Source organism: Bacillus cereus, assembly GCF_007678085.1.
GTDB classification, from domain to species: Bacteria; Bacillota; Bacilli; order Bacillales; family Bacillaceae_G; genus Bacillus_A; species Bacillus_A cereus_BE.
Window position 1 is genome coordinate 921,297 of sequence record NZ_VEDW01000001.1, and the last position, 26,509, is coordinate 947,805.

Genomic DNA, 26,509 nt, shown 5'->3' on the forward strand with positions numbered 1-26,509 from the left:
TACATTTGCGATATAATATAAATAGAAGGTTGTATCTTTTTGAAAAGGGGGAGAAGAGATGGCTGAAGTAAATGTACAAAAGGCTTCGTTTTTTAAAGAAAAAAAAGAAGAACCAAATACAGATTTCTCTCTTGTGAAAGGTGCATTAACGGAAAATATAAATCGTTTAGAGAAACTGATGAATAGAAAAAAACACCCATATATGCAAGGGGAAAGCCGTAAGAAAGAGGGCTAATTTTCTTTTAATCTTAATGGCAAAATTTTTAGTGAATCAAACTTCATATTATATAAATAATATGAAGTTTGATTTTTACATTTCTAACAAAATTTCTGATTGTAACTAATATTTCAAATTAATTATTAATCCTACATATATATTATTTTAAATACAAATAGAACTGGTGTTTGTTTTTTATTTTTTATGAGGTTTTTCTTTTTCGTTCTTAAATAAAATCCGACTTGTTTTGGCTTTTGCTAGCTGATCTTGTTCTAATAATATATTATTGTCAGGTGTACGAAACATGATATTATTGGGGTCATTGCTATGAGTCTGTGGTGTTCCTTGAATACCTAACTGAACTGTAGTAGGATCTACACCTGGATTAATTGGAGAGGTATAGAAGAAGATATGCCCGAATTCATGTGGGACAAGGCTTAAATTTAAGCTGGAGGCAGCATCATTTGTTATAATAATATGTTGCATAGGACTAGATGGGCCGTGACCAGGAATGAATACTGTTTCATCATTATATGCACATCCAATTGTATCATTATTAGGGTAAATATCAAAAGGCACATACCATAAAGTGATAACATTTGTAGGGATATTTCGGAGGATACCGTCTTGAACTCTTCTTAACTTCATCACTTCAAATGCGGCATTACTATTCGGCGGTTCAAATGTGCATTGTAATTGATCTTTTGTAAGACCAAAATCAGTATCAAGATCTATCGGCTCATATTTAAAAGCTGGGATACCCCATAGATATTGGGTACGCTGAATATCAAATTGATAACGATCAGAACCGTCAGCAGCAGTTTTTACAGCTCCTGGGAAAAAATAAGCTATCACACGGACTTGCTTTTCACATGTTTTTTTACAATTTTTTTTGTTTGGTGGAGCCTTTACGTTTTCAATGTTGATGTGATTTTCTGATAAATTTTCTTTATTGGGTTCACTCAATAAATAACTTCCTTTCTATAATTAGTTTATAATCGTAGCAATAATAGTTTATTAATAGTATAGTAAAATGCTTGTATGAAAAACTAGTTATAGAAATTAAAGATATAATTCTATTAAAATATTATAGAGTAAATGGGGTTTCGTTATCATTATAGTTTTAAAGAATAGGCCATGGAGCATGGTATAATATAAACGTAATAATTAATGTTTATTTTTGAGAGGAGCTTAAAAATGTATTCTACTTTAGAACAATTAACAAAGCACCCTGTATTTTATCATTTTGCAGAAATTTCAAAGATTCCTAGAGGATCGGGTAATGAAAAGGAAATTAGTGGTTATTTAGTTGGCTTTGCAAAAGAGCGTAACTTAGAAGTGATTCAAGATGAAGCATTAAATGTCATTATTAAAAAAGAAGCAACTACTGGTTATGAAAATGTACCAGCTATAATTATTCAAGGTCATATGGATATGGTATGTGAAAAAAATCAAGCAACCGTACATGATTTTGAAAAAGATCCAATTGAATTACGCATCATTGGGGACATGTTATATGCAAATCAAACGACTTTAGGCGCTGACAATGGTATTGCAGTGGCGTATGCGATGGCTTTATTAGATTCAAAAGACATTCCGCATCCAGCACTTGAAGTAGTTATTACTACTGAAGAAGAAACAACAATGGGCGGGGCTTTCGCTGTTGATGCAAATCACTTTGAGGGTAAGATTTTTATTAATATTGATTCTGAAGAAGATCATAAATTACTTGTAAGTAGTGCAGGTGGTGCGAAAGCTGTTGAAACAATCCCAGTCATTTGGGATGAAGCGCCAGCGAATACAGATGCATACCGTCTATATGTTGGTGGTTTAAAAGGCGGACATTCTGGTATGGAAATTGATAAACAACGTGGTAATGCAAACAAAGTATTAGGACGAGTATTACGTGATTTATCAGCAAATATTCAATTTGATATAAGTGAAGTTCACGGCGGGTTAAAAACAAATGCAATTCCGCGTGAAAGTATAGCTACAATTGTATTACGTACAGAAGATATAGAGAAAGTAGAAGAAAAACTAGTATCTTGGACAAGAGTATTACAAGAAGAAATGCGTGCTGTTGATCCAGATGTTCACGTTACACTTACAAAATTGGATGAGAAAGTAGAAAAAGTATTTGCTAAAGAGACACAAAAGCAACTTATTTCATCATTATTCTTAATTCCAAACGGCATCCAAAGTATGAGCTTGGATATTAAAGGTCTAGTAGAAAGTTCAACAAATTTAGGTGTTATTGAAACGTTGCAAGATGAAATTAAATTACGTAACGAAGTGAGAAGTTCTGTAAGCAGTTTAAAACAACACGTTGCAGATGAAATTAAATGTATTGCCGAATTAGTCGGTGCAACATTTGAAATAGAGTCAGAGTATCCAGAATGGCCATACAATCCGAATTCACAAATTCGTAATTTGTTTGAAAAAGTGCATCAAGAAAAATACAATAAAGAGATTGAAATCTTTGCAGTGCATGCAGGTATTGAATGTAGTGCATTTGTTCAAAAGATGCCTGAATTAGATGCAATTTCATTCGGTCCAGATATATTCAATGTTCACACTCCAGATGAACATATTAGTATTTCTTCTGTTGTGAATAACTGGGGGTTCTTCATTGATGTAATGAAGGGTACGAAAGAATTAGCTAAATAATAGTAATGAAATGAAAAGTAGCCTATAAAACTTTATAGGCTACTTTTTTGTATAGCGTTGTATTAGAAATTAACGTTTATTATTTTGAGATTTTAAAGCTGCCCCCATAATAATAATTGTCTCCAAGTTTCATAACAGCTACATATGTTCCAGGATTATAAGCCTTAGTAATAGGGGTTACAAATCTACCATAATCATGTTTTAAACCTGAGTCATAAATGGTTTTATATCTATGCAAGTTTATTTCATCATTTTCATTTCCGCTCAATTGATATATTTTTACTATACCAGTATCTTTACCACCAGTATATATAGTAACATCGAATGTATCTCCTTGTTTTAAGTCACCAACTGCTAACTCTTCTATAAAATCTGCATTATGATGTAATAAAAAATAGTTTTGCCACTGCCAATTATCTAAAAATGGTGATACTTTTTGTGTAAGTTGCGATTGTGCAGACACAGGTGTGATTGTATAAATTGTATTCGATAATAAAACTCCTCCAACAGTCAATGCACCAATAATTGTTGATTTTTTTAAAAGTTTCATCTACTAAACCTCCTAGTTAATAAAGGATTCAGAAATCTTTTTTGTGAAAAATAAGCTGTGAAATTTAATGGATGATAATATCTTCTATAATCATATTAACATTTATTGATTTATCTGACAAATTAATAAATAATAAAACTAAATCGAGGTGGTTAAGGCTAATATAAGAAAGAAGTTAGATGTATAGCTAAGAAATCTTTATTATATGTAATTGGGATTTGTTATTTGAAAACTCGATTGTTTTAATGCTGAAATTTCAATTCACACTTTAAGTTTCAGTACATAATTTTACAATTTGACTTATGTAATTTATCACGTTATGATTTTTATATTATAAAAGAAAGGCTTGAATATAATGATTCGTCGTTTGAGAAAGCTAAAAAATGTAGCAGTCGTAGTAAGCTTCTAAGTGAATTTCAAAGATCTACAATAACTTAGAAGCGAGGAACAAACTTATGAAGCATCCATTATATAATCATTGGTCAGAAACGAAGTATTTAAAAGATATAGTAACAAATCCACTCATTGAGGTAGGAGAGTACTCCTATTATTCAGGGTATTATGGTCATCAAAATTTTGAAGATGGCTGTGTAAGGTATTTGTGGGGGGATGCTAAGTCCCAAGCACTTTTCAATCCAATTGAACAGATGGGATGGCATCTTGATAAACTCATTATTGGGAATTATGTTTGTATTGCCAGTGGAGTAGTCATTTTAATGGGTGGTAATCATAATCATCACTCAGAATGGATTACAGTATATCCATTCGCTGAGCAAATTGAACATTCATATGAACCGAAGGGTGATACAGTCATTAAAAGTGATGCTTGGATTGGAATGAATGCTATAATAATGCCTGGCGTTACAATCGGTGAAGGTGCAATCGTTGCAGCAGGATCTGTCGTAAGTAAAGATGTTCTACCGTATACAATAGTTGGTGGAAATCCTGCTAAGGAAATAAAGAAACGATTCACTGACACAGAAATGAATATGCTAATGGAAATGCGTTGGTTTGATTGGGATAGAGAATTAGTTGAGAAGGCAATGCCTATATTATCTAGCTCATCTATTAAACTCTTATATGATTTTTATAAAAAGGAAGTAAAAAATAGATAAATCTGTGAACAAAACTACATTCTATATAGGATGTAGTTTTTTATTATAAAAAATTAATAGTCTAGACTAAGGGAAATTCAACTCTGGTATGAGTATAGCAAATAGCTGAATTAAATAATTAAAATCCTTGATAGGTAATAAACGAATGTTTAGCAGCCAGTTTGCCTCGATATTTAATCAGAACACACGGGTTTTATTTTTTGTAAATATGGAACAAATGTATTACTTAGATTGTCTATTAAGTATAATCCTGAAAAATATGAAAGTGGTCCTAATGTCTTATATCTAGAATTTGATAACGTTGTCTATTTTTTGAAGGGTTATGTTAAAATAACGGTTTTTTTGAGTACAAAGATATTGGAGGTAACTGAAGTGAAAGGTATGTTTTGCAAGAGATTTATTGCAATAGTGACAGTGCTTACACTATTTTGTAGCATGGTCGTTACATTTGGAAGAGCAGCAGCGGAAACAATTCCTGCTATAGACGTAGAAGCAGGATCAGCAATTTTAGTAGAAGTAAATTCCGGAAAAATTTTATATGAAAAAAATGCAGATGAATCATTAGCAATTGCTAGTATGACAAAAATGATGAGTGAATATTTAGTTCATGAAGCGGTGGAGAATGGAAAACTTAAATGGGATCAAAAAGTTAAAATCTCTGAATATGCATATAAGATTTCGCAAGATCGTTCATTATCAAACGTTCCGTTAGAAAATGGTGGCTCGTATACGGTCAAAGAGCTATATGAAGCAATGGTAATTTATTCTGCAAACGGTGCAACAATTGCTTTAGCTGAAGAGATTGCTGGAAAAGAAGTTAATTTCGTAAAAATGATGAACAATAAGTCAAAAGAGTTTGGAATGAAAAATTATAAATTTGTAAACTCTACAGGCTTAACAAACTATGATTTAAAAGGACATCACCCAAAAGGGACAACTCCAGACGAGAAAAATAAAATGTCCGCAAGAGATTGTGCGATTTTAGCACAACGTCTTATTCAAGATTTTCCGAAAATATTAGATACTGCAAAAATCCCCAAAAAAACATTCCAACAGGGTGGTAAGTATCCAATTGATATGACGAACTTTAACTGGATGTTAAAAGGTTTAATTAAGCAATACGAAGGTGTAGATGGGTTAAAAACAGGAACTACCCCAGAAGCTGGTGATTGTTTTACTGGTACAGTAGAAAGAAATGGTATGCGTCTAATATCTGTAGTGATAAAAGCAAACTCTCATGCAGCACGTTTTGATGAAACGAAGAAATTATATGATTATGGGTTTGCAAATTTCGAAATGAAGAAGGCCTATGGAAAAGACTCAGTAGTAAAAGGCCATGAAACAGTGCGAGTAGCAAATGCGAAAGACAAAGATGTAGTTGTTCAAACGAAGCAAACTGTTTCACTTCCAATACCAAAGAGCAACAAAGACGTATATAAAAAAGAATTTAAAGTATTGAATGAAGAACAAGAAGCACCTATTAAAAAAGGTGTAACAATTAGTAAAATGATTATCTCGCCTAAAGATAGTACAGATCCTGGGTTTTTATTAGGTAAATCATTACAAGTAGACCTTATAACAAAATCGGATATAGAACAAGCAAATTGGTTTACACGTTTTATTCGTAACATCGGATCTTTTTTTAGCGGTATGTGGGATAGTGCGGTTGATATAGTAAAAAGCTAATTTTATGTGGATAGCTTGGAATTGAAGAGGCATTAATTTTCAAATTTTTTCCGTCGGAACTTTTGGTATTGCTATCAAGCTAAAATAAATTTGTATCTATATAATCAAAAAGGATGGCGTTTATTTTGATTTTCCGATTCAAAGCACTCTTGTGCAAGGATAGTTTAATAAAGTTACACAGGATAAAAGAAGATTCATTATTCAATTAAATCACAATGGAAATAGATATACGCTGTAAACTATTATATAGTGTAGATATGAATACAAAAAGGGGGACTACATATGTGGAAGCGATTTGTATCGATTGGTGATAGTTTTACAGAGGGCATAGGGGATGAAGTTGAGGGAATAGCATTAAAAAGCTGGGTAGATCATTTTGTTCAACTGTGTGTAAATGATATAGAATATGCTAATTTTGCAAAGCGTGGGTTAGTAACTAAAGAAATTCGCTCGCAGCAATTGGAAAAAGCATTAACTTTTAATCCAGATTTGGTTAGTATAATTGCAGGTGCAAACGATGTATTAAAAGGACGTTGGAACCAACAAGCATATAAGAAAGACATGGAATTTATGATAGATACATTAAGTAAAACAGATGCTGATATTATTATAGCAAGCCTTCCAGATTTTACAGTTCGGCTTCCATTTTCTTCTGAAAAAAAACAAATGTTAAAAGAACAATTATTAGAGGCAAACGAAGTTATACTTTCACTGAGTAGAGAGTATAAGCTTCATTATGTTGACTTTTGGAAAAATCCATTAGTTAATGATAATTCACTTTGGTCTACGGATTTAATTCATCCAAACTCAAAAGGATATGTAAAAGTTGCTGAGTTAATTCATAGTAGTTTACCTGTACATGACTCTTCAAAATAAGCTTTAGAGTGCATACAGCACAGGGGTTTTGATACGAAATAGAAGGATATACAGCGTTTATAAATTAAACTTTAAGTAATTCTTTTTTATTGTATACACTTTGTTGAAGGACCCTTAGAATAAGGGTCCTTTTTGTGTTAAATATATACAAAAAGGATGAGGGCAGGGAACCTAAACAAAAAGATATTTTAAATAATAGTGTTAAATAGATCCGCTTCTATTGTTTGTAAGAATATTAAAATCTTCTCCTTCGAATGTAACTTGATCATCAATTAATTTTTTTGTAAATGTGGAACAATTTCATTACTTACACTGTCTATTAAGCGTTACAACATTTTTTATTTAATTTATTAAGAAAGGAATAAACATTTTTAACTAAGGGAGAAGATTGAATTGAAAAAATTATGGATGCTGCTTTTCTTTTGTTTTGCAGTTATATTGGTAGGATGTAATAAAAACGAATCGCCAAAACAAGCATTTGAAGAATATATTAATTTATGGAATGATAGAGAATTTGCAAATATGTATGATCATTTATCAGAACATGCCCAAAAAACGATTTCTAAAAAGGAATTCACAGAGAAATATCAAAAAATTTATGAAGGTATTGGCGTTAAGAATTTAAAAGTTAAAACGAAAGGAGAGAATGCTAAAGATAAAGAACTTTTTCTTTTTGAAGTCAAGATGGATACGGATGGAGGAATAGCTTCATTTATCCATGAAGCAAAACTTGTGAAAGATAAAGATGCTTGGAAAATAGATTGGACACCAGATTTCATTTTTCCAGGTATGAAAAAAGATTACAAAGTACGTATGCAAACAGAACATGGAAAAAGAGGAGAAATATACGATCGAAACGGGAAAGGTCTTGCAACGAATGGTAAAGCGACTGAGGTTGGAATTATTCCGGAGAAACTAGGTGAAACGGCAGCGCAAACAAAAGAAATAGTAGCACAATTACTTGATATGTCTACAGAAGAAGTCGATCAGAAGCTTACAGCGAAATGGATAAAACCGGACTCCTTTGTACCAATTGGTATTTTAAAAGAGGGAACTAGACAGAATGATTATATTGAATTAGAAGGAGTATCATCTCGCCCAGTAAATATTCGTACGTATTCATTAGGAGAATCAGCGGCACACTTAACTGGTTATATAGGAAATGTGAATGCAGAGGAGTTAAAATCGCTTCAAAAAAGAGGTTATCAAGCTGATGATTTAATAGGTAAGACAGGTTTAGAGAAAGTATTGGAGAATACATTGCGTGGTGAAAAGGGTGGACGCGTATTTATAGAAGATGAGAATGGGAAAGAGATTAAAAACGTAGCAAAAAAAGAAGCGAAAGCAGGGGAGAATGTTACGTTAACAATTGATGCTGCAATTCAAGAAAAAATCTATAATGAGATGAAAAATGAAGCAGGCTCTAGTGCAGCGATCAATCCTAAAACAGGTGAAACAATCGCGCTTGTAAGTAGCCCTGCTTATAATCCAAATACAATAGTTAGAGGAGCATCAAAGGCCCAACGAGAAGCATGGAATAACGACTTGAAACTACCGATGATGAATCGTTTCACAAAAGCATTTGTACCAGGTTCTGTATTTAAAACGATTACAGGTGCAATTGGTTTGGAAACAAACACAATAAAAGCTAAGGAAGAATTTAATATTCAAGGATTAAAGTGGACAAAAGATTCCTCTTGGGGAAATTATTATGTAACACGTGTGAAGGATGCAAGTCCAATTGATTTTGACAAGGCAATGAAGTACTCTGATAATATTTATTTTGCTCAACAAGCCTTGAAAATGGGGAAAGATCAGTATGTAAATGAATTTAAGAAATACGGATTTCATGAAAAATTACCAATCGAATACCAATTTCCTATTTCAATCATTGCAAGAGATGGGATAAAAAATGATATTCAACTAGCAGACACGGGATACGGACAAGGACAAGTATTAATGACACCACTCCATTTAGCATTAACATATGCACCGATTATAAATGAAGGGAATATTCCGTCGTCCCACCTTTTAAAAGAAGCAAAAGTTACGGGGAATTGGAAAGAAAATGTGATTTCTAAAAAGAATCAAGACATATTAAAGAGTGCATTAATAAAAGTCATTAATGACCCTGATGGGGCGGGAAGAATTGCTAAGGTTGATGGTATAACTCTTGCTGGTAAAACCGGTACAGCAGAACTGAAAGAGTCGAAAGAAGCAGACGGAAAAGAGCTTGGATGGTTTGCAGCTTTTGATGCAAATGAGCCAGACATGATTGTTACTATGATGATCGAAGATGTAAAAGGAAGAGGGGGGAGTAATGTACCGGGTGAAAAAATAAAACATATTTTCCAAAAATGATAATTAATTATGAAGTAAAATCTTTTACTACATTCATTGTTTGCTTAGCACAAAGTTAAAAGTTATACAAAACAAAGTATAAGTAAGCTTCGAAAAAGCGTTCTTCTTAATCGAGAATGCTTTTTTGTTGTGGGTGAGAAAATTGATACCTCATCTTTATTTTCATTTTTGAAAGGGTGATATTGCCGATTGTAAATAAAAGATTGAAACAAATTGAAATGGACAAGTTTTAAACTAAAAAAACAGTTGTTTAGTAAAACATAAATAGAGCACACAAATAAGTATGCTCTAAGAAAAATAGGTGATACAAGTGGAGTGTTGTGTGAAATTCACAAATAATAATCAGATTTTTACGAGTGTATTTTTAACATTGTATGCTTTACTTCTTTTTAGGAGCCTGTCATGTAAGATTATGTATTGGTAATTATTTTATGAAAGTAATTGCACACCTTTACATTCTCAGGAGGATTTTTCTATCAAAAATAGATAAACAATGGAACAAATGAAATTTGTATCATGTCTATATATTGAAACCATATTAAAAGTGAGGGTAGTTTTATGTTTATTCAAATAAGTTCGAGGTGTGGAAATGGAGCAGAAGTTTATTGAAAAATGTAATCATGATGAGCTTGACTATGTTATAAAAGATTATTGGCAAGATGTATGGAATTATTCATTTATTATTACGAAAGATCCACACTTATCAGATGATATCACGCAAGATGTATTTATAAAGGTATTTAAAAATTGGAATTCATTTCGAAAGGAGTCATCTATTAAAACGTGGATATTAAAAATTACAAGAAATACGGCAATAAACTATTTGAAATCCTCTTATTTTAAAAGGATATCTTTAATAGGATTTTTTAGTGATGATAAACAATCTCCATCGGCAGAACGAGAATTTTTTAAGCAAGAGGAAATGAATGAAGTGTGGGAGATTGTATTAAAACTACCTAAAAAACACCGTGAAATAATAATTTTAGACGCGAAATATGAATTATCTTATGAAGAAATGGCTGAAACACTAGGAGTATCCATTGGAACTGTAAAATCTAGATTAAGTCGAGCGAGAAGTAAGGTTTCAAAATTAATAGGGGAGGGTAGTAGTGATGAACAATAAACAAAATCCTGACTGGTATAAACAATTAAAAAAAGGCCCAATGGAGAATCGTAAAGATGAAGAAGAGTTTATTTTTAAAATAAAGCAGTCTATATACGAAAATAATGAAGCGGATCTTGTAAAACATAAAGGACTTTTTCGAAAAAAAGCATTACCTATTGTAGTTGTTTTTGTTTGTACAATGTTATTTGTTATCGTTCAACAACCTTGGTTAGATGATAATAAATCACCGGTACAAAGTAGCACTCAAATTAAGCCTAAAACAAAAGATGAGTCTGCTCAAGATCCAACATTAAAACAATTTATGAATGATTTATATCAAAGTACAAATGCAAAAAATGAAAATGATTTGTATAGAGCGTTAAATGATGAAGTTCTATTTAAAGGGAAGAGTTACAAGAAGGATGAATTGAAATTTGATGAAGATATTTTTCATGAGTTGCAAGTTGCCCTTACAATGGGGGGAGAATTTACAAATGATACAAAGCAAGCATACAAAGTACCAAGTGGATTGACAGAAAGTAACGAATCAAAGCAAGCGCACTTTATATATGCAACTGTTACTGGAAATAAAACGAAAATATTAGCTGAACCAAATCGAGAATCACGAGTTTTATATGAAGTATCTAATGAAATGGTAAAAGCTTGGATTCCCGAAAAAGTACAGAATGATGGATATATAAAAATATCGACAATTAACGGTAATACTGGATATGTACAAAAAGAGTACGTTTTAACGGATATTAAATATTCATTTATGTTCGAAAAGAATAATGAAGGTATATGGAAAATAAAAAATATTGATTCTATATGGTAAAAAAGGAAGGTTCATTTTAATGAACCTTCCTTTTTGTTTTTATACTCTTTTTGAAGAGTATTCCAGTACTCTAAAATTTCTGATGTAACAAGGGCAGCGATGTTGTTTTCTGAATTACTACCAGGAATAACGACAGAAACGGCAATCTGTGGATCTTTGGTAGGAGCATATGCAATGAAAAGAGAATGATTGATCATTCTTTCTTGCTCATTCGGAAAACCTGTAATACCTGTTTTACCTGCGACGTCAAAGGGCAGCTTTTTAATCTCCTCTATATTTTGACTCATTCCACCTTGCACGACATTCCAAAAGTTCATCGGATAACGATTTGAACTTTCTAAAATTGGTTTAAACTTTTTTGTTTCCTTACCGTCCTGGCTAATAATAGCACTTACGATTTGAGGTTTATATTTATCACCTTTACTTGCCAAAGTTGCTGCATACTGAGCAAGTTGAAGAGGAGTATGCACTTCATTTCCTCCCCAAGAGGCATTTAATAAAGCAGAGATTCCATTTTCAAACTTATTAGAAGGATGGAATTCATATTGTCCGTCTTCTTCAAAGGGTAAATCAATACCAGTTTTAGAACGTAGGCCGAATTGCATTAAATAATCTGTCCATATATTTGCCACTTTTTCTATATTGCCATTATTTTGGTTGAATAAGGGTAAAGCTACTTTTGCTGTCATAAATGTGTTAGATGAATTAATGATAGCCTGCCTCGGTGTAATTTCACCTGTTGGCGTTCCAGGTGCATTCGTGATGTTATTTTGATTATCGTACTGAAAAGTACCCTTATCTAAATAAGTATCTTCAGGTTGAAAAAGCTTTTCGTTTAACCCAATTAAAATAGTAAGAGGTTTTATAGTAGACGCCATATTTACGTAGTATTCACCATACTTTAATTTTTGAATTGCTTTATTTTGCGAAAGTGATTTTATGTTTTCTATTTTAGGTGATACATGTGTATTTAATATATTTGGATCAAAAACCGCCGAGTTGGCCATAGTTAAAATTGCGCCAGTTTTTGCATCGCTCACTACAGCATATCCAGCTTTAGCATCGGGTGTTTTTTGAATTTGAGATCTTAATGCCTCCTCTGTTTTTTGCTGTAACTCAGAGTCTAAAGCTAGCCGGATATCTTTTCCTTTTTGTACTTTTTGAATGTTCCATAAGAACTTTTTTTTATTCATTTTAAAAATAAGAGTTTTACCCGGTTTTCCTTTTAAATCATTTTCATATTGCAGCTCAATCCCGCTTTTTCCAACAGGCATATGCTCTGAATTAAGGTTATTTTCTACATAACCAATTACTTGTGAACCAACTTCATGCTTGGGATAATATCGGATCACTTCATCTTTAATTATGACATTATTGGGTTTGTTCTTATTTACGAATGTAAGTTCATTCTCATTTATGTCAGAGTGTAACGGTATATCATTCATAGTTTGCTTTTTACAAGATTGTTGTAAGTGTAATTGTATGTCTTTTGCGGAAATATCATGTTGAAACTCGCTTGAAAATTGATTGAAAAAAGCTAATGTGTTTGCTGTACCTTGTTTCGATATCTTTTCATCATTAAAAGTGCAATATAGAGACTTAACTTTCTTATTTGTAGCTAGTATTACACCATTTTGATCAAGTATTTGTCCTCTTTCGGCTGAAGAAGTTTCGATAGTAATTGAAAAGAAATGGCTTTTTAACAAAATTATTAATATCAAACCTACAATAGAAAGAATCGCTATAAATCTCCATCTTTTTATTTTTATATGTAACATAAAACCCTCCCTTTTTAGCTTATTTCATCTTATAGTTAATTATTTTTTTTGTAAATGTGGAACAACTTTATTATTTAGGTTGTCTATTAAGTATTACAGCATGAAGAAAGGAACAATTAGTATGAAAAGTTACTAGCAAGTCTATGTGTAAGTTTATTATGAATCATTATACAGTTTAGCATTTCTAATGCGAGAGACAAAAAAATAGAGAGAAAACAGGAAGGGAGAGTTATGAATTACGTGGTGAAGCGAAAAGGATAGGATGTTTACAAGGATTTAGTAAAAAAGTTGCAACGATATTTATAACCGGTCATCGGTATGTAACATATAAGGAATTAAGTGGAGGATTTATGAAAGAACAAAAAGGAAAGAACAAGACGTATATATCTATACGATTAAATATAATGTTCCTTTGCATATTTTTACTATTCTCAGCTATTATTGTTCAGCTTGGAAAAGTGCAAATCGTAGAGGGAGAGGCTTATAAGAATCAAGTGGAAAGTAGTCAAAATGCAACAACTAGTATTCCAGTTCCGCGTGGACAAATACTAGATCGAGAAGGGAAAACAGTTGTTAATAATAAATCCCTTCGTACGATTACGTATACAAGGGTAAAGGGAATTACTAGTGAAGATATTTTAAAAATAGCAAAAGACTTGGCAAAAGTACTTGAAATGCCTGAACAAGATATAAATAAATTAACAGATATTGACAAAAAAGATTTTTGGATGCAGTTGAATACGAAACGTGCGGAGACAATGATTACGAAAAAAGATATAGAAACGTTTAAAGAAAAGGGAATAGAAGGAAAAGAGTTAGATAAAAAAATAGAAGAATTAAGACGAAGTCGCGTTACAGAAGTAGAATTGGCAGAATTAACAGCACAAGATTTAAAGGTATTAGCTATTAAAAGTAAAATGAGTTCAGGTTATCAACTAACACCACAAATTATAAAAAAAGATGTAACAGATCAAGAATATGCGCGAATCAGTGAAAATCTTGCGGAGTTTCCTGGGGTAGATGCAACGGTTGATTGGGAGCGCAATTATGTAAATGGTGATTTATTTCGTTCTGTGTTAGGTAATATTACGAGTAGCGAAGAAGGTCTGCCAAAAGAAAATTTAGATTCTTATTTAGTACGCGGATATAACCGGAATGATCGTGTAGGGAAAAGTTATATTGAACAACGATATGAAGATGTGTTACACGGTACAAAAGAAGAAGTGAAAAACATTACAGATAAATCAGGAAATATTATAAAAACAGAAATAATTTCTAAAGGAAAAAGTGGTAATAGTTTAACATTAACGATCGATATGGAATTACAAAAGAAAGTGGAAGAAAGTTTAGAGAAAAATTTGAGAGCATTTAAGAGTTCAGAGCCACTACTGGACCGAGCTTTTGTTGTTATGACGAATCCGAATAACGGACAGATTTTATCTATGGCAGGCAAAAGAATTGTAGAAAAAGAAGGAAAAATGGAAATCGAGGATTTGGCATTAGGTAATATGACAACTTCGTATGAACTAGGGTCAGCTGTAAAAGGTGCAACTTTATTAACTGGCTACGAGACAGGAGCAATAAAGCCAGGAGATCAATTTTATGATGCACCGATGAAATTTAAAGGTACACAAGCTAAGAAATCTTGGAATGTATCCGGATTTGGTAATATTAATGATTTACGTGCGCTACAAGTATCTTCGAATGTATACATGTTTCAAACAGCTTTAAAAATTGCGGGTGTTAATTACGTACCAAATGGTTCATTGGATATAAAACAAGAAGCATTTAATACGATGCGCTATTATTTTAAACAATTTGGATTAGGCGTGCCAACAGGAATTGATTTACCGAATGAAATAATTGGACAAACGAGAAAAGTAGATAGTCAACCTGGGTTTTTACTAGATTTTTCTATCGGTCAGTATGATACGTATACGCCGTTGCAATTAGCGCAATATATTTCAACGATTGCGAATGGAGGTTATAGAATGCAACCTCAAATTGTACAAGAAATACGAGAACAATCAATAAAAGAAGAGGTTGGCAAAGTTATACGTTCCATAGAGCCTGTCGTATTAAATCGGATTGATATGAAGACAGAACATATTGATCGAATAAAAGAAGGGTTTAGATGGGTATTCCAAGAAGGTGATGGAACTGGGGTGAAGTATTTCAAAAATGCTCCATATAAACCAGCAGGGAAGACAGGGACAGCTCAAACTGTGTATGGTGGAGATGATCCGATTGGTAGAAATGCGAAAGGAGAACGTATGGAATGTTACAACTTAACGTTAGTTGGATATGCTCCATATGATAATCCAGAAGTAGCATTCTCAGTAGTAGTTCCGTGGCTGCATAATGATAAAAGTGGAATTAATTCTATAATTGGAAAAGAAGTTTTAGATGTATACTTTGATTTGAAAAACCAGCGTATACATGGTGAAGCTACTAGTACAGATAATCCAAATCAAAATCAGTAAAATTTGTACACTTTTCTAAGGGAAAGAGATTCTGTTTATATAAAAGTTTTATAAGTAAAAATGAGATTTGAAATAAGAGATAGCCGAGATCATTGTTGCTATCTCTTATTTTGTTAATTAGTTATAAAGTTTTTTAAGTTTATGGAACAAACTTGTTTCGCTGATTGTCTATTATGTGTAAGTAAAAAAGTGATAAGAACTTGAAAGGAATGATGATTTTGAAAAACAAGAGGATGCTAAAAATAGGAATATGTGTTGGTATATTAGGTTTAAGTCTTACAAGCCTAGAAGCTTTTACAGGAGGACCACTGCAAGTTGAAGCGAAAGAAAAGAAGGGACAAATAAAACATAAAAATCAGGCGACGCACAAAGAGTTCTCTCAACTAGAGAAAAAATATGATGCTCGATTAGGTGTGTATGCTATTGATACTGGTACAAATGAAACAATCTCTTATCGACCTAACGAAAGATTTGCCTTCGCATCGACCTACAAGGCGTTAGCGGCAGGGGTATTACTACAGCAAAACTCAACTGAGAAATTAAATGAAGTTATTACTTTTATGAAAGAAGACTTAGTAGATTATTCACCTATTACAGAGAAACATGTAGATACTGGAATGACACTAGGAGAAATTGCTGAGGCTGCTGTTCGTTACAGTGATAATACTGCAGGGAACATTTTATTTAACAAAATAGGCGGACCAAAAGGATATGAAAAAGCGCTTAGACAGATGGGTGATCGTGTTACTATGTCTGATCGCTTTGAAACAGAATTAAACGAGGCTATTCCAGGAGACAATCGTGACACTAGTACAGCGAAAGCAATTGCTACCAATCTTAAATCTTTTACGGTCGGAAATGCGCTTCCAGTTCATAAGCGTTACATTCTTACAGAGTGGATGAAAGGGAATGCTACAGGAGACAAACTTATTCGTGCAGGCGTACCAACTGACTGGGTAGTGGGGGATAAATCAGGAGCTGGAAGTTATGGGACACGAAATGACATTGCTATCGTTTGGCCACCAGATAGAGCGCCAATTATTATCGCAATTTTATCTAGTAAAGATGAGAAAGATGCTCCCTATGATAATCAACTTATTGCAGAGGCAACTGAAGTTATAGTTAATGCTTTAAGGTGATAGTATATGAGTTTTACATTTGTAAAAATAATGTTATTGAAGGAATAAAATTAGAAAACGATTCTTTTTCGTGTGAAAAGAATCGTTTTTGTATTCTTATTTTGAAATGGAAAAAAGTAAACAAATTCAAATCTTTATTACGTAATTCATCTGAAATTTCATGTACTGCATTTTATTAACTTAAACAATTTCAAAAATGTATAATATAATTTAGTTTAGTTAACATAAATAATTGTTTTATGAAAATAAAAAGGAGAGAATATGAAGAGAAATATGAATAGAATCATATTGTTTATTGTCATAATAGTAGGCTTTAGTATCTTTTTATATGTACAAAACAATTTAATAAGTATAACTGAAGTTAATATAAAATCTAGCAAAATGCCTTCTACCTTTAAAGGTTTTAAAATTCTACAAATTTCAGATTTACATAATAAAAAATTTGGCAACAATCAAGAAACTTTAATTCAAAAAGTAAAAGGTGAAAATCCAAATATTATTGTTTTTACAGGTGATCTAATTGACAGTAAATCATACGATGCAGAAGTAAGTATGGAATTAATACGAGAACTTGTAAAGGAGTATCCTATATATTTTGTGACAGGAAACCATGAAAAATGGTCAGGAAAATATAATGATTTAGAGAAGGAATTGAAGAAACACCATGTTACTGTTTTAAGAAATGAACATGTAACGATTCAAAAAGAGGAACAAAAAATAAATTTGCTTGGTATTGATGATCCGGAATTTGTAACTGGAAACCGTGATGAAGGAAATGTTGTCAAAGATGAAATTTCAAAAGCAAAATTTGAAATGAAGCCAGATACATACAATGTATTACTATCTCATAGGCCTGAATTTTTGACAGAGTATGCTAATGAGCAAATAGATTTAGTGTTATCGGGACATGCTCATGGAGGGCAAGTTAGATTGCCATTTATCGGAGGTTTAGTTGCTCCGAATCAAGGGATTTTACCTACATATACAGCAGGATTATATGAAAAACAAAATACATCTATGGTAGTGAGTAGAGGGTTAGGCAATAGTATCATTCAGCAAAGAATTTTAAATAGGCCAGAACTTGTAGTCGTACAGTTAAATTGAACTGTACGACTTTTTTGTACAGAAAAAAATAGGCCACATGTATTTTATACAAGTTAACATTACAATTTTATTAAAAATTTTCTGCGTTACATAAAGTAACAAAATTTGACCCGAAGAGTTTGTTATAGTGTAAATAATCAAAAAACTTAAAATTTGTCGAGTGAAAATTGTGATAAGTAATTTATAAAAAAACTTAAAGGGGTGTACACATGCATAAAGAATATGAAATTGAAGAGTATACGGCGATTGAGGAACAAATACATTATTATTGTAAATGTTTATTAGTAAGTCATCCTGATCAAATTATAAAGTATTTAGAAAAAAGGTTAGAAAAATATGCAGAAACATTACAATATGCACATTTATATCCTGACACAGTTATTTTACCGTTACAGCAATTAGTAATCGAATATTCTTTAGATGTTGCTAGAATTAGGAAATATATGAATTTAAAAACGTAAAATAAAATATATAATTTAAATGAAACAGAGTCGACTTTAAGAAATGATATTCTAATGTCGACTCTGTTTCATTGTTTAATATTGTTGATGGAAAATACATACTAATCAATGAAGTTTGACATATAATTACGCAAGAGTAAAATAAAAGTGAGTACTCACTCATTTTTAAGAAGGGGGAAGAAAACATGCAGCAACCTGCCATTATTTTACGGACTGTATCAAAAAGTTTTGGCAAAAAAGAAGTGTTACACAATCTTTCATTGCAAGTTGAAAAAGCAGAGATATTTGGTTTAGTTGGGCCTTCTGGTTCAGGAAAAACGACTCTTATCAAAATGATTGCAGGTATTAACGAGGCAACTGAAGGTGAAGTGTTTGTTTACAACACGAACATGCCTAATTTAAATGAAATGAAAAGAATTGGTTATATGGCTCAGGCTGATGCATTATACGAAGAACTATCAGCATATGAAAATGCAGATTTTATGGCAACAATGTATGGATTAAAGGGAAAGCATAAAAAAGAAAGAATACAAGAGGTTTTTGACCTTGTTCAATTATCACAACATACGAAAAAACAAGTACAGCATTTTTCAGGTGGAATGAAGAAGCGTTTATCATTAGCGATAGCACTCCTCCATGAACCTGAAATATTAATTTTAGATGAGCCAACAGTGGGGATAGATCCGCTTCTTAGAAAAACAATCTGGGGAAAATTTTATGATTTGAAAAAGAAAGGCACAACTATAATTGTAACGACACACATTATGGACGAAGCTGAATTTTGTGAACGCCTAGGGTTAATTAGAGAAGGAAAGCTAGTTGCGACTGGAACACCTGAAGAATTGAAAAAGCGGGTATCATCAGGAAGGATTGAAGATGTCTTTTTGTTGGAAGAGGTGGCCCTATCATGAGAGTTATCGGTGTAATCATTCGTATTATTCGCCAATTTTTCAGGGATAAGCGTTCATTAGCCATGATGTTTGGGGCACCTATGTTATTACTTTGGTTATTGTCACTAGTGTTTACTCAAAAAGATTATGTACCACATATTGCTGTTGTTGACATGCCTGCTCAGGTAGTAAAAGTAATGAAAAATCAGGAAGCGTCAATTTATGAATATAGTAAAGAAAAGGCAATGTCTGAATTGGAAAAACAAAAAGTAGATGCAGTAATACGTTTAGAAAATGGGAAAATGAATATTGTATTAGAAGGTAGTGATTCGTCAAAAAATCGTGCTGCGCTTCAAATATTACAAAAAAGTACAGAGAAGAACGATGTATCGATTATGAAACCTGAAGTGAATTATTTACATGGCTCTAAAGACTTTACAATGTTTGATGGGCTTGGTCCCGTATTAATCGGTTTCTTTACCTTTTTCTTTGTATTCATTTTATCAGGGGTGTCTTTCGTAAGAGAACGTTTAAGTGGTACTTTAGAAAGGTTATTATCGACTCCGGTAAGAAGATGGGAAATAGTTGTAGGGTATATTATTGGTTTTGGGATCTTTGCATTTATACAATCCATTATAATCGTAAGTTTTTCAGTTTATATTTTAGATTTATATGTAGCAGGCTCCATATGGCTAACGTTACTTATTACATGCATGCTTTCTTTAACTGCATTAACTTTAGGGACATTTTTATCGGCATACGCAAATAATGAGTTTCAAATGATCCAGTTTATACCACTTGTTATTGTGCCACAAATTTTCTTTTCTGGGTTGTTTCCAATTGAATCTATGAATAAGTGGCTCCAAATGTTAGGGAAGTTATTTCCGCTCACATATGGCGCTGACGCAATGAGACAAGTGATGATTCGAAATCAAGGGTTTACAGAGATTGCATTAGATTTAATTGTATTACTGCTTTTTTCTCTACTATTTGCAGTAGGGAATGTATTTGCATTAAAGAAACATCGAAAAATATAATGATGATACAAAGGGGCATTATAGATGAAGAAGGATTGGCTAGAAGAATTAATTGCTGCAACAAATACGGATAAACGAAATGAACGTCAAATGCGTATATTAGAAGCGGCTGTTGATATGTTTGGCGAAAAAGGCTACGCTGCAACTTCAACAAGTGAAATTGCAAAGCGGGCTGGTGTAGCGGAAGGAACAATCTTCCGCTACTATAAAACGAAAAAAGATTTATTGTTAGCAGTCGTCATGCCGACATTAACAAAGTTTGCTGCACCATTTTTCGTACAAGCCTTTGCGAAAGAAATATTTAAATCGGAGTATGAATCATATGAAGGGCTTCTAAGAGTTGTCATTCATAATCGTTTTGAATTTGCAAAAAAGCATTTTCCAATGATAAAAATATTAATTCAAGAAGTGCCATTTCAGCCAGAGCTGAAAAATGAAATACAACAATTAGTAGAAACAGAGTTACTTTCACATTTTAAAAAGTTAATTGTAAAGTTTCAAGAAAAAGGTGGAATTATTGAGATGCCACCATCTTCTGTGGTACGACTTACTTTATCAGCTGTATTAGGATTACTCTTAACACGATTTTTATTATTGCCTGAAGAAAAATGGGATGATGAAGTGGAAATTGAACATACGATTCAATTTATATTGTTTGGATTAACGCCACGAATTTAATCATAAGTAAAAATATGTTGAAGTGTGAATTACATATACTACTTTTATGCAAATAATAAATCGCCTTTAAAAAGGCGATTTATATTCATTATTTATTTTTGATAAATAAGTACTTGTTTACTAAAAATGTTCCAAATTAACGTGTTTCTTTGTCTCTTCTTCTAAGACCTAATAATCCTGCTAGTCCTAATAAACCGAGCCAAGCCCAATTATTATTTTTATCACGATTATCATTTAAATCATTTGTCGTATTTACATTTCGAGTTCTCACATCATTATTAACTCTGTCTAAGTTATTGTCATTAACTCGAGTTGAAATGTCAGTGTTATTAACTCTATTCATATGATTTCCATCGTATTCAGCTTGTGCAGATGTACCTAAAAACATAATAGATAGTGCTAAAACACTTAAAATAGATGATAATTTTTTCTTCATAACTTTCCCCTCCTTTCTTAAGTATTAAATTCTCCAACTCTTTTGTGCATTATTCATTTGATGGTATCAAAACATACTTACAAAGCGAACATCTTTACGTCGTAGAGCTAAATAACTGTTAAAATGTCATTGGATATGTTCATTAAAATATAAATAAAACAAACTTTGATTACGATACTAAACTTAGTACAATTTATATGGTACGGACTAGTACAAAGGAGGTAATGAAATGCGACAATTTGCGAAACCAAAAATTGTTGTAAGTAAATGTTTAGAATTTGATGCGTGTCGTTATAATGGAGAGATGATTCCCGATGTTACAATAAGAAATTTGCAGCCATTTGTTACATTTATACCTGTTTGTCCAGAAGTCGAGATCGGATTGGGCACTCCTCGTGAAACGATACGAATTGTAGAAGAAAATGGTGTGAATAAGCTTGTGCAGCCGTCGACGCGGGAAGATGTAACTGGGAAAATGGAGCAATTCTCAAATGATTTTTTACAAACGATACCTGATGTGGATGGTTTTATTTTAAAGAATCGTTCGCCAAGTTGTGGTACTCGTGACGTGAAAATTTATTCTGGTTTTGAAAAAGCGCCAGCAAAAGGAAAGGGATCAGGCTTATTTGGCGGAGCAGTAATAAAAAAATTTTCACACCTTCCAATTGAAGAAGAAGGTAGATTGTCGAATTTTATTATTAGAGAACATTTCTTTACAAGGTTATTTACAATCGCATATTACAAAATGATCAAACATAATAAAAATATGAAAGATCTTGTATCGTTTCAGTCGGATAATAAATATTTATTTATGGCATATAATCAGGTAAAACAAAAGGAATTGGGACGAATAATTGCAAATCACAAAAATGAAACGATTGAAGTGGTATTTGAAAACTATGAGAAAACTTTATATGAATTATTTATGCGCACACCCCGCTATACATCGAATGTAAATGTATGTGAGCATATTTTTGGATATTTTAAAACAAAATTGAAAAAACAAGAAAAAGATCATTTTTTAGATTTGATACAAAAATATAAAGAAAAGAAAAGCCCGCTTAGTAGTATACTTGTAATTTTAAAATCATGGGCTCTTCGATTTGATGAAAAGTATTTATTACGACAAACATATTTCGAACCATACCCTGAAGCTTTAGTAGAGATTTCAGATTCGGGTAAAGGTAGAGATTATTAAACAATAAAATACATATTTCGACAAGAAAACTCCTATGTTGTTGTAGAACAATGTAGGAATTTTTTTGTGCATTAGTACAGAATCTGTTTTAAAATTAAGTTATGACAGAATTATAACAATTATCTAACTAATATTTTTGTCTTTTAATTTGTAATGTTTGTAGTAGAAACTCGCACGCTGTCGAAACTCAATATTCGATAAGGGGTGTGTAGCGGAATGGAATTTACTCTAACTCGCGAAAAACAAATGATTAAAGAAATGGTACGTGACTTTGCTGAAAAGGAAATCGCACCGAAAGCTGTGTATTATGACAAAACTGCGGAATTTCCATATGAAACATTTCAAAAAATGGGCGAACTAGGATTATTAGGCATCCCATTCCCTGAAGAGTATGGGGGTTCAGGTGGCGATACTGTATCGTACGCGTTAGCAGTTGAAGAAATTGGTCGTGCTTGTGGTGGTACAGGATTAAGCTACGCTGCAACAATTTCATTAGGTGCTTCTCCAATTTATTATTTCGGTACAGAAGAACAAAAACAGAAATATTTAGTTCCAATGGCATCAGGTAAAACGTTAGGTGCCTTCGGATTAACTGAGCCGAACGCGGGATCTGATGCAGGCGGCACACAAACGAAAGCTGTATTAGATGGCGATGAATATGTAATTAGTGGTGAAAAGTGTTGGATTACAAACGCGGAGTATGCAAATACAATTATTGTAACCGCTGTCAACGGTGTTGAAGACAATGGTAGAAAACGCATTTCGGCATTTATCGTACCGACTACAAGTGAAGGATTAACAATCTCAAGTCCTTACGATAAGATGGGTGTTCGTGCTTCTAATACATGTGAAATCGTACTTGATGGTGTACGTGTACCGAAAGAAAATATTCTTGGTGATGTAAATAAAGGATTTAAACAATTCTTATATACACTTGATGGGGGACGTATTTCAATCGCAGCATTAGCTGTTGGTATTGCGCAATCTGCATTTGAACGTGCACTGCAATATGCGAAAGAACGTCAACAATTTGGAAAGTCAATCTCTAATTTCCAAGCGATTCAATTTAAATTAGCTGATATGGCGACTGAAGTAGAACTTGCGCGTAATTTAGTACATAAAGCAGCTTGGTTAAAAGATAACGATAAACCTTTCGGTAAAGAAGCGGCTATGGCAAAATTATTTGCATCTGAAGCAGCAAGCCGTATTGCAAATCAAGCAGTACAAATTCACGGTGGATACGGTTATATGCGTGAATATGAAGTGGAACGACATATTCGTGATGCGAAACTATTAGAAATTGGTGAAGGAACTTCTGAAATTCAACGTCTCGTAATTGCTAGACATTTAGGATGTAGATAAAAGGGAGGAATCACTATGTTTCAAAAAATATTAATTGCTAATCGCGGGGAAATCGCAGTTCGTATTATGAAAACTTGTCAAAAGCTTGGCATTCGCACTGTTGCTATTTATTCTGAGGCTGATGAAAATGCCCTACATGTAAAAATGGCAAATGAAGCTTACTTAGTAGGTGGACCGCGTGTCCAAGAAAGCTATTTAAACCTTGAAAAAATTATTGAAATAGCTAAGAAGACAAATGCTGAAGCAATCCATCCAGGATATGGATTATTATCAGAGAATCCGTCTTTTCCGGTTCGCTGTAGAGAAGAAGGAATTGTATTTATCGGTCCATCAGAAGAAATTATTACGAAGATGGGAAGTAAAATCGAATCTCGTATTGCAATGCAAGCTGCAGATGTTCCAGTAGTTCCAGGTATTACTACAAATATTGAAACTGCTGAAGAAGCAATTGAAATTGCTAAACAGATTGGTTATCCATTAATGTTGAAGGCATCCGCAGGCGGCGGAGGCATTGGAATGCAGTTGATGGAAACTGAGCAAACGCTCACCAAAGCATTTGAAAGTAACAAAACAAGAGCACAAAACTTCTTCGGTAACGGAGAAATGTATTTAGAGCGCTATATTGCAGATGCGCATCATATTGAAATTCAACTTTTAGCAGATACACATGGTAACACAGTGTATTTATGGGAGCGTGAATGTTCAGTGCAGCGCCGAAATCAGAAAGTGATTGAAGAAGCACCTTCACCATTTTTAGATGAAGGTACACGAAAAGCGATGGGTGAAGTTGCTGTACAAGCTGCAAAAGCTCTTGGGTATACAAATGCTGGTACGGTTGAGTTTCTAGTTGATGATCAGAAAAACTTCTATTTCTTAGAGATGAATACGAGATTACAAGTAGAGCATCCAGTTACAGAAGAAATTACTGGTTTAGATCTTGTAGAACAACAACTTCTAATTGCATATGGTGAGAAATTATCGTTTACACAAGATGATGTAAAACGTAGTGGTCATGCCATCGAGGCACGTATTTATGCAGAAGATCCGAAAACTTTCTTCCCATCACCTGGGAAAATTACAGATTTAACGCTTCCAACAAATGTACGTATTGATCACTTTTTGGAGAATCAAGTAACAATTACACCTTTCTATGATCCAATGATTGCGAAAGTCATTGCTCATGGTGAAACTCGTGAAGAAGCAATTTCGAAATTACATGATGCTTTAGAAGAATTAAAAGTAGAAGGTATTAAAACGAACACGCCAATGCTAATTCAAGTTTTAGAAGATGATGTGTTCAAAAGCGGTATTTATACAACGGGTTTTGTAACGAAACAACTTGTTAAAAAATAAGGTTTAACAATATTAAGGGGGAAAAAATGATGACGAAAGTATATGCATCGATGGCAGGAAATGTATGGAAGATTGTTGTAGGAGTAGGAGATACAGTAGAGGAAGAGCAGGATGTCGTCATTTTGGAATCTATGAAAATGGAAATCCCAATCGTTTCAGAAGAAGCTGGCACAGTTATGAAAATTAATGTGCAAGAAGGCGATTTTGTAAATGAAGGAGATGTATTACTAGAAATTGAATAGGGAGATATAGGGGGAAGCGAATTGAAACTACCTAATTTTGCTGTCATTAAAGAAGTCGGGCCACGTGATGGCTTACAGAATGAAAAAAAGATTGTTGGCACAAAAGATAAAGTAAAATGGATTCAACTACTTACAGAGGCGGGATTATCGTACGTTGAAGTTTCCTCATTCGTTCACCCTAAATGGGTTCCTGCATTAGCAGATGCAAATGATGTGTTTTCTGAGCTGAAAAGGGATCCAAATGTTACTTATGCAGCGCTTGTTCCAAATCAAAATGGTTTGGAACGAGCTTTTTTGCAAAATGTAGATGAGGTGAATGTTTTTTTATCAGCAAGTGAATCTCATAATAAAAGTAATATTAATAAATCAATTAAAGAAGCCTTAGTTGTCATTGAAGATATAACAAAACAGGCATTATTCGAAGGGAAAAAGGTAAGAGGCTATGTTTCTACTGTATTTGGTTGTCCTTATGAAGGAGATATAAGTCTCGCAGCAGTTGATGAATTATGTAATCAACTATTTTCATATGGCATTTATGAGGTATCCCTTGGTGACACGATTGGTGTAGCAAATCCGTTACAAGTAGAGCAAGTTTTAGAACATTTATTAAAGAAATATGATGCTTCGCAGTTTGCAATGCACTTCCATAATACGTATGGAATGGCTCTGGCGAATGTAGTTAAGTCATTAGAATATGGTATTACAACATTTGATAGTTCTTGTGGTGGTCTTGGTGGATGTCCATATGCACCGGGAGCATCAGGTAATGTTGCAACTGATGACTTAGTTCATATGCTCCATAAGTTAGGGGTCCAAACGAATATTGATGAAGAGAAGTTATTGAGAGCGAGTCAATTTATTCAAAGTAAATTAAATATCCAATTACCGAGTCATGTGTATAGAGCGCTTCAACATAAAACGATAAGCAGGTGAGAA

The 26,509-nt window shown here is 33.0% G+C and carries 24 protein-coding genes; 20 read left to right on the forward strand and 4 right to left on the reverse strand.

The window, feature by feature from the left end; genetic code table 11:
• The first annotated feature begins 58 nt into the window (after window positions 1-58).
• Window positions 59-235: a hypothetical protein gene (locus FS742_RS27460; protein ID WP_186327143.1), complete on the forward strand. Its 177-nt coding sequence runs from the start codon at window positions 59-61 to the stop codon at window positions 233-235.
• Between the two features lie 177 nt (window positions 236-412).
• Here FS742_RS27460 and FS742_RS04640 read toward each other — a convergent pair whose 3' ends face one another.
• Entirely contained in the window at window positions 413-1,183 is a 771-nt protein-coding gene (locus FS742_RS04640; protein ID WP_144611386.1) for a hypothetical protein, read from the reverse strand.
• A 231-nt stretch (window positions 1,184-1,414) separates the two neighbouring features.
• On the opposite strand from FS742_RS04640, the gene pepD reads away from it, so the two are divergent.
• Window positions 1,415-2,884: a beta-Ala-His dipeptidase gene (gene pepD / locus FS742_RS04645; RefSeq protein ID WP_144611387.1), complete on the forward strand. Its 1,470-nt coding sequence runs from the start codon at window positions 1,415-1,417 to the stop codon at window positions 2,882-2,884.
• Window positions 2,885-2,963: 79 nt separating this feature from the next.
• On the opposite strand, the gene FS742_RS04650 is transcribed toward pepD, so the two are convergent.
• On the reverse strand, window positions 2,964-3,434 hold the full coding sequence (locus FS742_RS04650) for a DUF5065 family protein (protein ID WP_144611388.1): 471 nt from the start codon (window positions 3,432-3,434) through the stop codon (window positions 2,964-2,966).
• Between the two features lie 455 nt (window positions 3,435-3,889).
• Between FS742_RS04650 and FS742_RS04655 the strand changes: the two genes are divergently transcribed.
• From FS742_RS04655 to FS742_RS04680, 6 genes are all read left to right on the forward strand, one after another.
• Window positions 3,890-4,549, forward strand: a complete 660-nt coding sequence (locus tag FS742_RS04655; RefSeq protein WP_144611389.1) for a CatB-related O-acetyltransferase — start codon at window positions 3,890-3,892, stop codon at window positions 4,547-4,549.
• A 372-nt stretch (window positions 4,550-4,921) separates the two neighbouring features.
• On the forward strand, window positions 4,922-6,235 hold the full coding sequence (locus tag FS742_RS04660) for a D-alanyl-D-alanine carboxypeptidase family protein (protein ID WP_313956659.1): 1,314 nt from the start codon (window positions 4,922-4,924) through the stop codon (window positions 6,233-6,235).
• A gap of 282 nt (window positions 6,236-6,517) precedes the next feature.
• Complete coding sequence (locus tag FS742_RS04665; RefSeq protein ID WP_144611390.1) at window positions 6,518-7,111, forward strand: SGNH/GDSL hydrolase family protein; 594 nt, start codon at window positions 6,518-6,520, stop codon at window positions 7,109-7,111.
• A 393-nt stretch (window positions 7,112-7,504) separates the two neighbouring features.
• Window positions 7,505-9,472: a penicillin-binding transpeptidase domain-containing protein gene (locus FS742_RS04670; RefSeq protein ID WP_144611391.1), complete on the forward strand. Its 1,968-nt coding sequence runs from the start codon at window positions 7,505-7,507 to the stop codon at window positions 9,470-9,472.
• A 589-nt stretch (window positions 9,473-10,061) separates the two neighbouring features.
• Window positions 10,062-10,595: an RNA polymerase sigma factor gene (locus FS742_RS04675; protein WP_142286500.1), complete on the forward strand. Its 534-nt coding sequence runs from the start codon at window positions 10,062-10,064 to the stop codon at window positions 10,593-10,595.
• A complete protein-coding gene (locus FS742_RS04680) occupies window positions 10,585-11,412 on the forward strand; it encodes an SH3 domain-containing protein (RefSeq protein ID WP_144611392.1) in 828 nt (275 codons plus the stop codon). The genes FS742_RS04675 and FS742_RS04680 overlap by 11 nt, the downstream gene beginning before the upstream one ends.
• 11 nt (window positions 11,413-11,423) lie before the next feature.
• Here FS742_RS04680 and FS742_RS04685 read toward each other — a convergent pair whose 3' ends face one another.
• Complete coding sequence (locus FS742_RS04685) at window positions 11,424-13,190, reverse strand: peptidoglycan D,D-transpeptidase FtsI family protein (RefSeq protein WP_144611393.1); 1,767 nt, start codon at window positions 13,188-13,190, stop codon at window positions 11,424-11,426.
• Window positions 13,191-13,540: 350 nt separating this feature from the next.
• On the opposite strand from FS742_RS04685, the gene FS742_RS04690 reads away from it, so the two are divergent.
• The 7 genes from FS742_RS04690 (at window position 13,541) to FS742_RS04725 (ending at window position 20,982) form a co-directional block, all read left to right on the forward strand.
• A complete protein-coding gene (locus FS742_RS04690) occupies window positions 13,541-15,673 on the forward strand; it encodes a peptidoglycan D,D-transpeptidase FtsI family protein (protein ID WP_144611394.1) in 2,133 nt (710 codons plus the stop codon).
• Window positions 15,674-15,885: 212 nt separating this feature from the next.
• The gene (bla, locus tag FS742_RS04700) at window positions 15,886-16,812 is read left to right on the forward strand and encodes a class A beta-lactamase Bla1 (protein WP_395940392.1); all 927 of its coding nucleotides are present in this window, start codon (window positions 15,886-15,888) and stop codon (window positions 16,810-16,812) included.
• 261 nt (window positions 16,813-17,073) lie between these two features.
• Complete coding sequence (locus FS742_RS04705; protein ID WP_144611396.1) at window positions 17,074-17,916, forward strand: metallophosphoesterase; 843 nt, start codon at window positions 17,074-17,076, stop codon at window positions 17,914-17,916.
• Window positions 17,917-18,125: 209 nt separating this feature from the next.
• Window positions 18,126-18,377, forward strand: coding sequence for a hypothetical protein (locus FS742_RS04710; protein WP_000548621.1), 252 nt, complete (start codon window positions 18,126-18,128; stop codon window positions 18,375-18,377).
• Window positions 18,378-18,562: 185 nt separating this feature from the next.
• A complete protein-coding gene (locus FS742_RS04715) occupies window positions 18,563-19,288 on the forward strand; it encodes an ABC transporter ATP-binding protein (protein ID WP_144611397.1) in 726 nt (241 codons plus the stop codon).
• Entirely contained in the window at window positions 19,285-20,304 is a 1,020-nt protein-coding gene (locus FS742_RS04720) for an ABC transporter permease (RefSeq protein ID WP_144611398.1), read from the forward strand. The genes FS742_RS04715 and FS742_RS04720 overlap by 4 nt, the downstream gene beginning before the upstream one ends.
• 24 nt (window positions 20,305-20,328) lie before the next feature.
• Window positions 20,329-20,982, forward strand: coding sequence for a TetR/AcrR family transcriptional regulator (locus FS742_RS04725; RefSeq protein WP_144611399.1), 654 nt, complete (start codon window positions 20,329-20,331; stop codon window positions 20,980-20,982).
• A gap of 136 nt (window positions 20,983-21,118) precedes the next feature.
• Here the strand turns inward: FS742_RS04725 and FS742_RS04730 are convergent, their stop codons facing one another.
• Window positions 21,119-21,418, reverse strand: coding sequence for a WGxxGxxG family protein (locus FS742_RS04730; RefSeq protein ID WP_144611400.1), 300 nt, complete (start codon window positions 21,416-21,418; stop codon window positions 21,119-21,121).
• Window positions 21,419-21,647: 229 nt separating this feature from the next.
• Here FS742_RS04730 and FS742_RS04735 point away from each other — a divergent pair, with 229 nt between their 5' ends.
• The 5 genes from FS742_RS04735 to mvaB all read left to right on the forward strand — a co-directional run bounded on the left by FS742_RS04735 (window position 21,648) and on the right by mvaB (window position 26,506).
• Window positions 21,648-22,616, forward strand: a complete 969-nt coding sequence (locus tag FS742_RS04735) for a YbgA family protein (RefSeq protein ID WP_144611401.1) — start codon at window positions 21,648-21,650, stop codon at window positions 22,614-22,616.
• Between the two features lie 216 nt (window positions 22,617-22,832).
• A complete protein-coding gene (locus FS742_RS04740) occupies window positions 22,833-23,978 on the forward strand; it encodes an acyl-CoA dehydrogenase (protein ID WP_000397281.1) in 1,146 nt (381 codons plus the stop codon).
• Window positions 23,979-23,993: 15 nt separating this feature from the next.
• Entirely contained in the window at window positions 23,994-25,331 is a 1,338-nt protein-coding gene (locus FS742_RS04745; RefSeq protein ID WP_144611402.1) for an acetyl-CoA carboxylase biotin carboxylase subunit, read from the forward strand.
• 26 nt (window positions 25,332-25,357) lie between these two features.
• The gene (locus FS742_RS04750) at window positions 25,358-25,573 is read left to right on the forward strand and encodes an acetyl-CoA carboxylase biotin carboxyl carrier protein subunit (protein ID WP_001985297.1); all 216 of its coding nucleotides are present in this window, start codon (window positions 25,358-25,360) and stop codon (window positions 25,571-25,573) included.
• Between the two features lie 21 nt (window positions 25,574-25,594).
• On the forward strand, window positions 25,595-26,506 hold the full coding sequence (mvaB, locus tag FS742_RS04755; protein WP_000775429.1) for a hydroxymethylglutaryl-CoA lyase: 912 nt from the start codon (window positions 25,595-25,597) through the stop codon (window positions 26,504-26,506).
• Window positions 26,507-26,509: the final 3 nt, after the last annotated feature.

Bases quoted from the DNA above. Each gene is read 5' to 3' on its own strand.
- FS742_RS27460 (WP_186327143.1), top strand. From the start codon at position 59: ATGGCTGAAGTAAATGTACAAAAGGCTTCGTTTTTTAAAGAAAAAAAA.
- pepD (WP_144611387.1), top strand. From the start codon at position 1,415: ATGTATTCTACTTTAGAACAATTAACAAAGCACCCTGTATTTTATCAT.
- FS742_RS04650 (WP_144611388.1), bottom strand. From the start codon at position 3,434: ATGAAACTTTTAAAAAAATCAACAATTATTGGTGCATTGACTGTTGGA.
- FS742_RS04655 (WP_144611389.1), top strand. From the start codon at position 3,890: ATGAAGCATCCATTATATAATCATTGGTCAGAAACGAAGTATTTAAAA.
- FS742_RS04665 (WP_144611390.1), top strand. From the start codon at position 6,518: ATGTGGAAGCGATTTGTATCGATTGGTGATAGTTTTACAGAGGGCATA.
- FS742_RS04675 (WP_142286500.1), top strand. From the start codon at position 10,062: ATGGAGCAGAAGTTTATTGAAAAATGTAATCATGATGAGCTTGACTAT.
- FS742_RS04680 (WP_144611392.1), top strand. From the start codon at position 10,585: ATGAACAATAAACAAAATCCTGACTGGTATAAACAATTAAAAAAAGGC.
- FS742_RS04685 (WP_144611393.1), bottom strand. From the start codon at position 13,190: ATGTTACATATAAAAATAAAAAGATGGAGATTTATAGCGATTCTTTCT.
- FS742_RS04690 (WP_144611394.1), top strand. From the start codon at position 13,541: ATGAAAGAACAAAAAGGAAAGAACAAGACGTATATATCTATACGATTA.
- bla (WP_395940392.1), top strand. From the start codon at position 15,886: ATGATTTTGAAAAACAAGAGGATGCTAAAAATAGGAATATGTGTTGGT.
- FS742_RS04705 (WP_144611396.1), top strand. From the start codon at position 17,074: ATGAAGAGAAATATGAATAGAATCATATTGTTTATTGTCATAATAGTA.
- FS742_RS04710 (WP_000548621.1), top strand. From the start codon at position 18,126: ATGCATAAAGAATATGAAATTGAAGAGTATACGGCGATTGAGGAACAA.
- FS742_RS04715 (WP_144611397.1), top strand. From the start codon at position 18,563: ATGCAGCAACCTGCCATTATTTTACGGACTGTATCAAAAAGTTTTGGC.
- FS742_RS04720 (WP_144611398.1), top strand. From the start codon at position 19,285: ATGAGAGTTATCGGTGTAATCATTCGTATTATTCGCCAATTTTTCAGG.
- FS742_RS04725 (WP_144611399.1), top strand. From the start codon at position 20,329: ATGAAGAAGGATTGGCTAGAAGAATTAATTGCTGCAACAAATACGGAT.
- FS742_RS04730 (WP_144611400.1), bottom strand. From the start codon at position 21,418: ATGAAGAAAAAATTATCATCTATTTTAAGTGTTTTAGCACTATCTATT.
- FS742_RS04735 (WP_144611401.1), top strand. From the start codon at position 21,648: ATGCGACAATTTGCGAAACCAAAAATTGTTGTAAGTAAATGTTTAGAA.
- FS742_RS04740 (WP_000397281.1), top strand. From the start codon at position 22,833: ATGGAATTTACTCTAACTCGCGAAAAACAAATGATTAAAGAAATGGTA.
- FS742_RS04745 (WP_144611402.1), top strand. From the start codon at position 23,994: ATGTTTCAAAAAATATTAATTGCTAATCGCGGGGAAATCGCAGTTCGT.
- FS742_RS04750 (WP_001985297.1), top strand. From the start codon at position 25,358: ATGATGACGAAAGTATATGCATCGATGGCAGGAAATGTATGGAAGATT.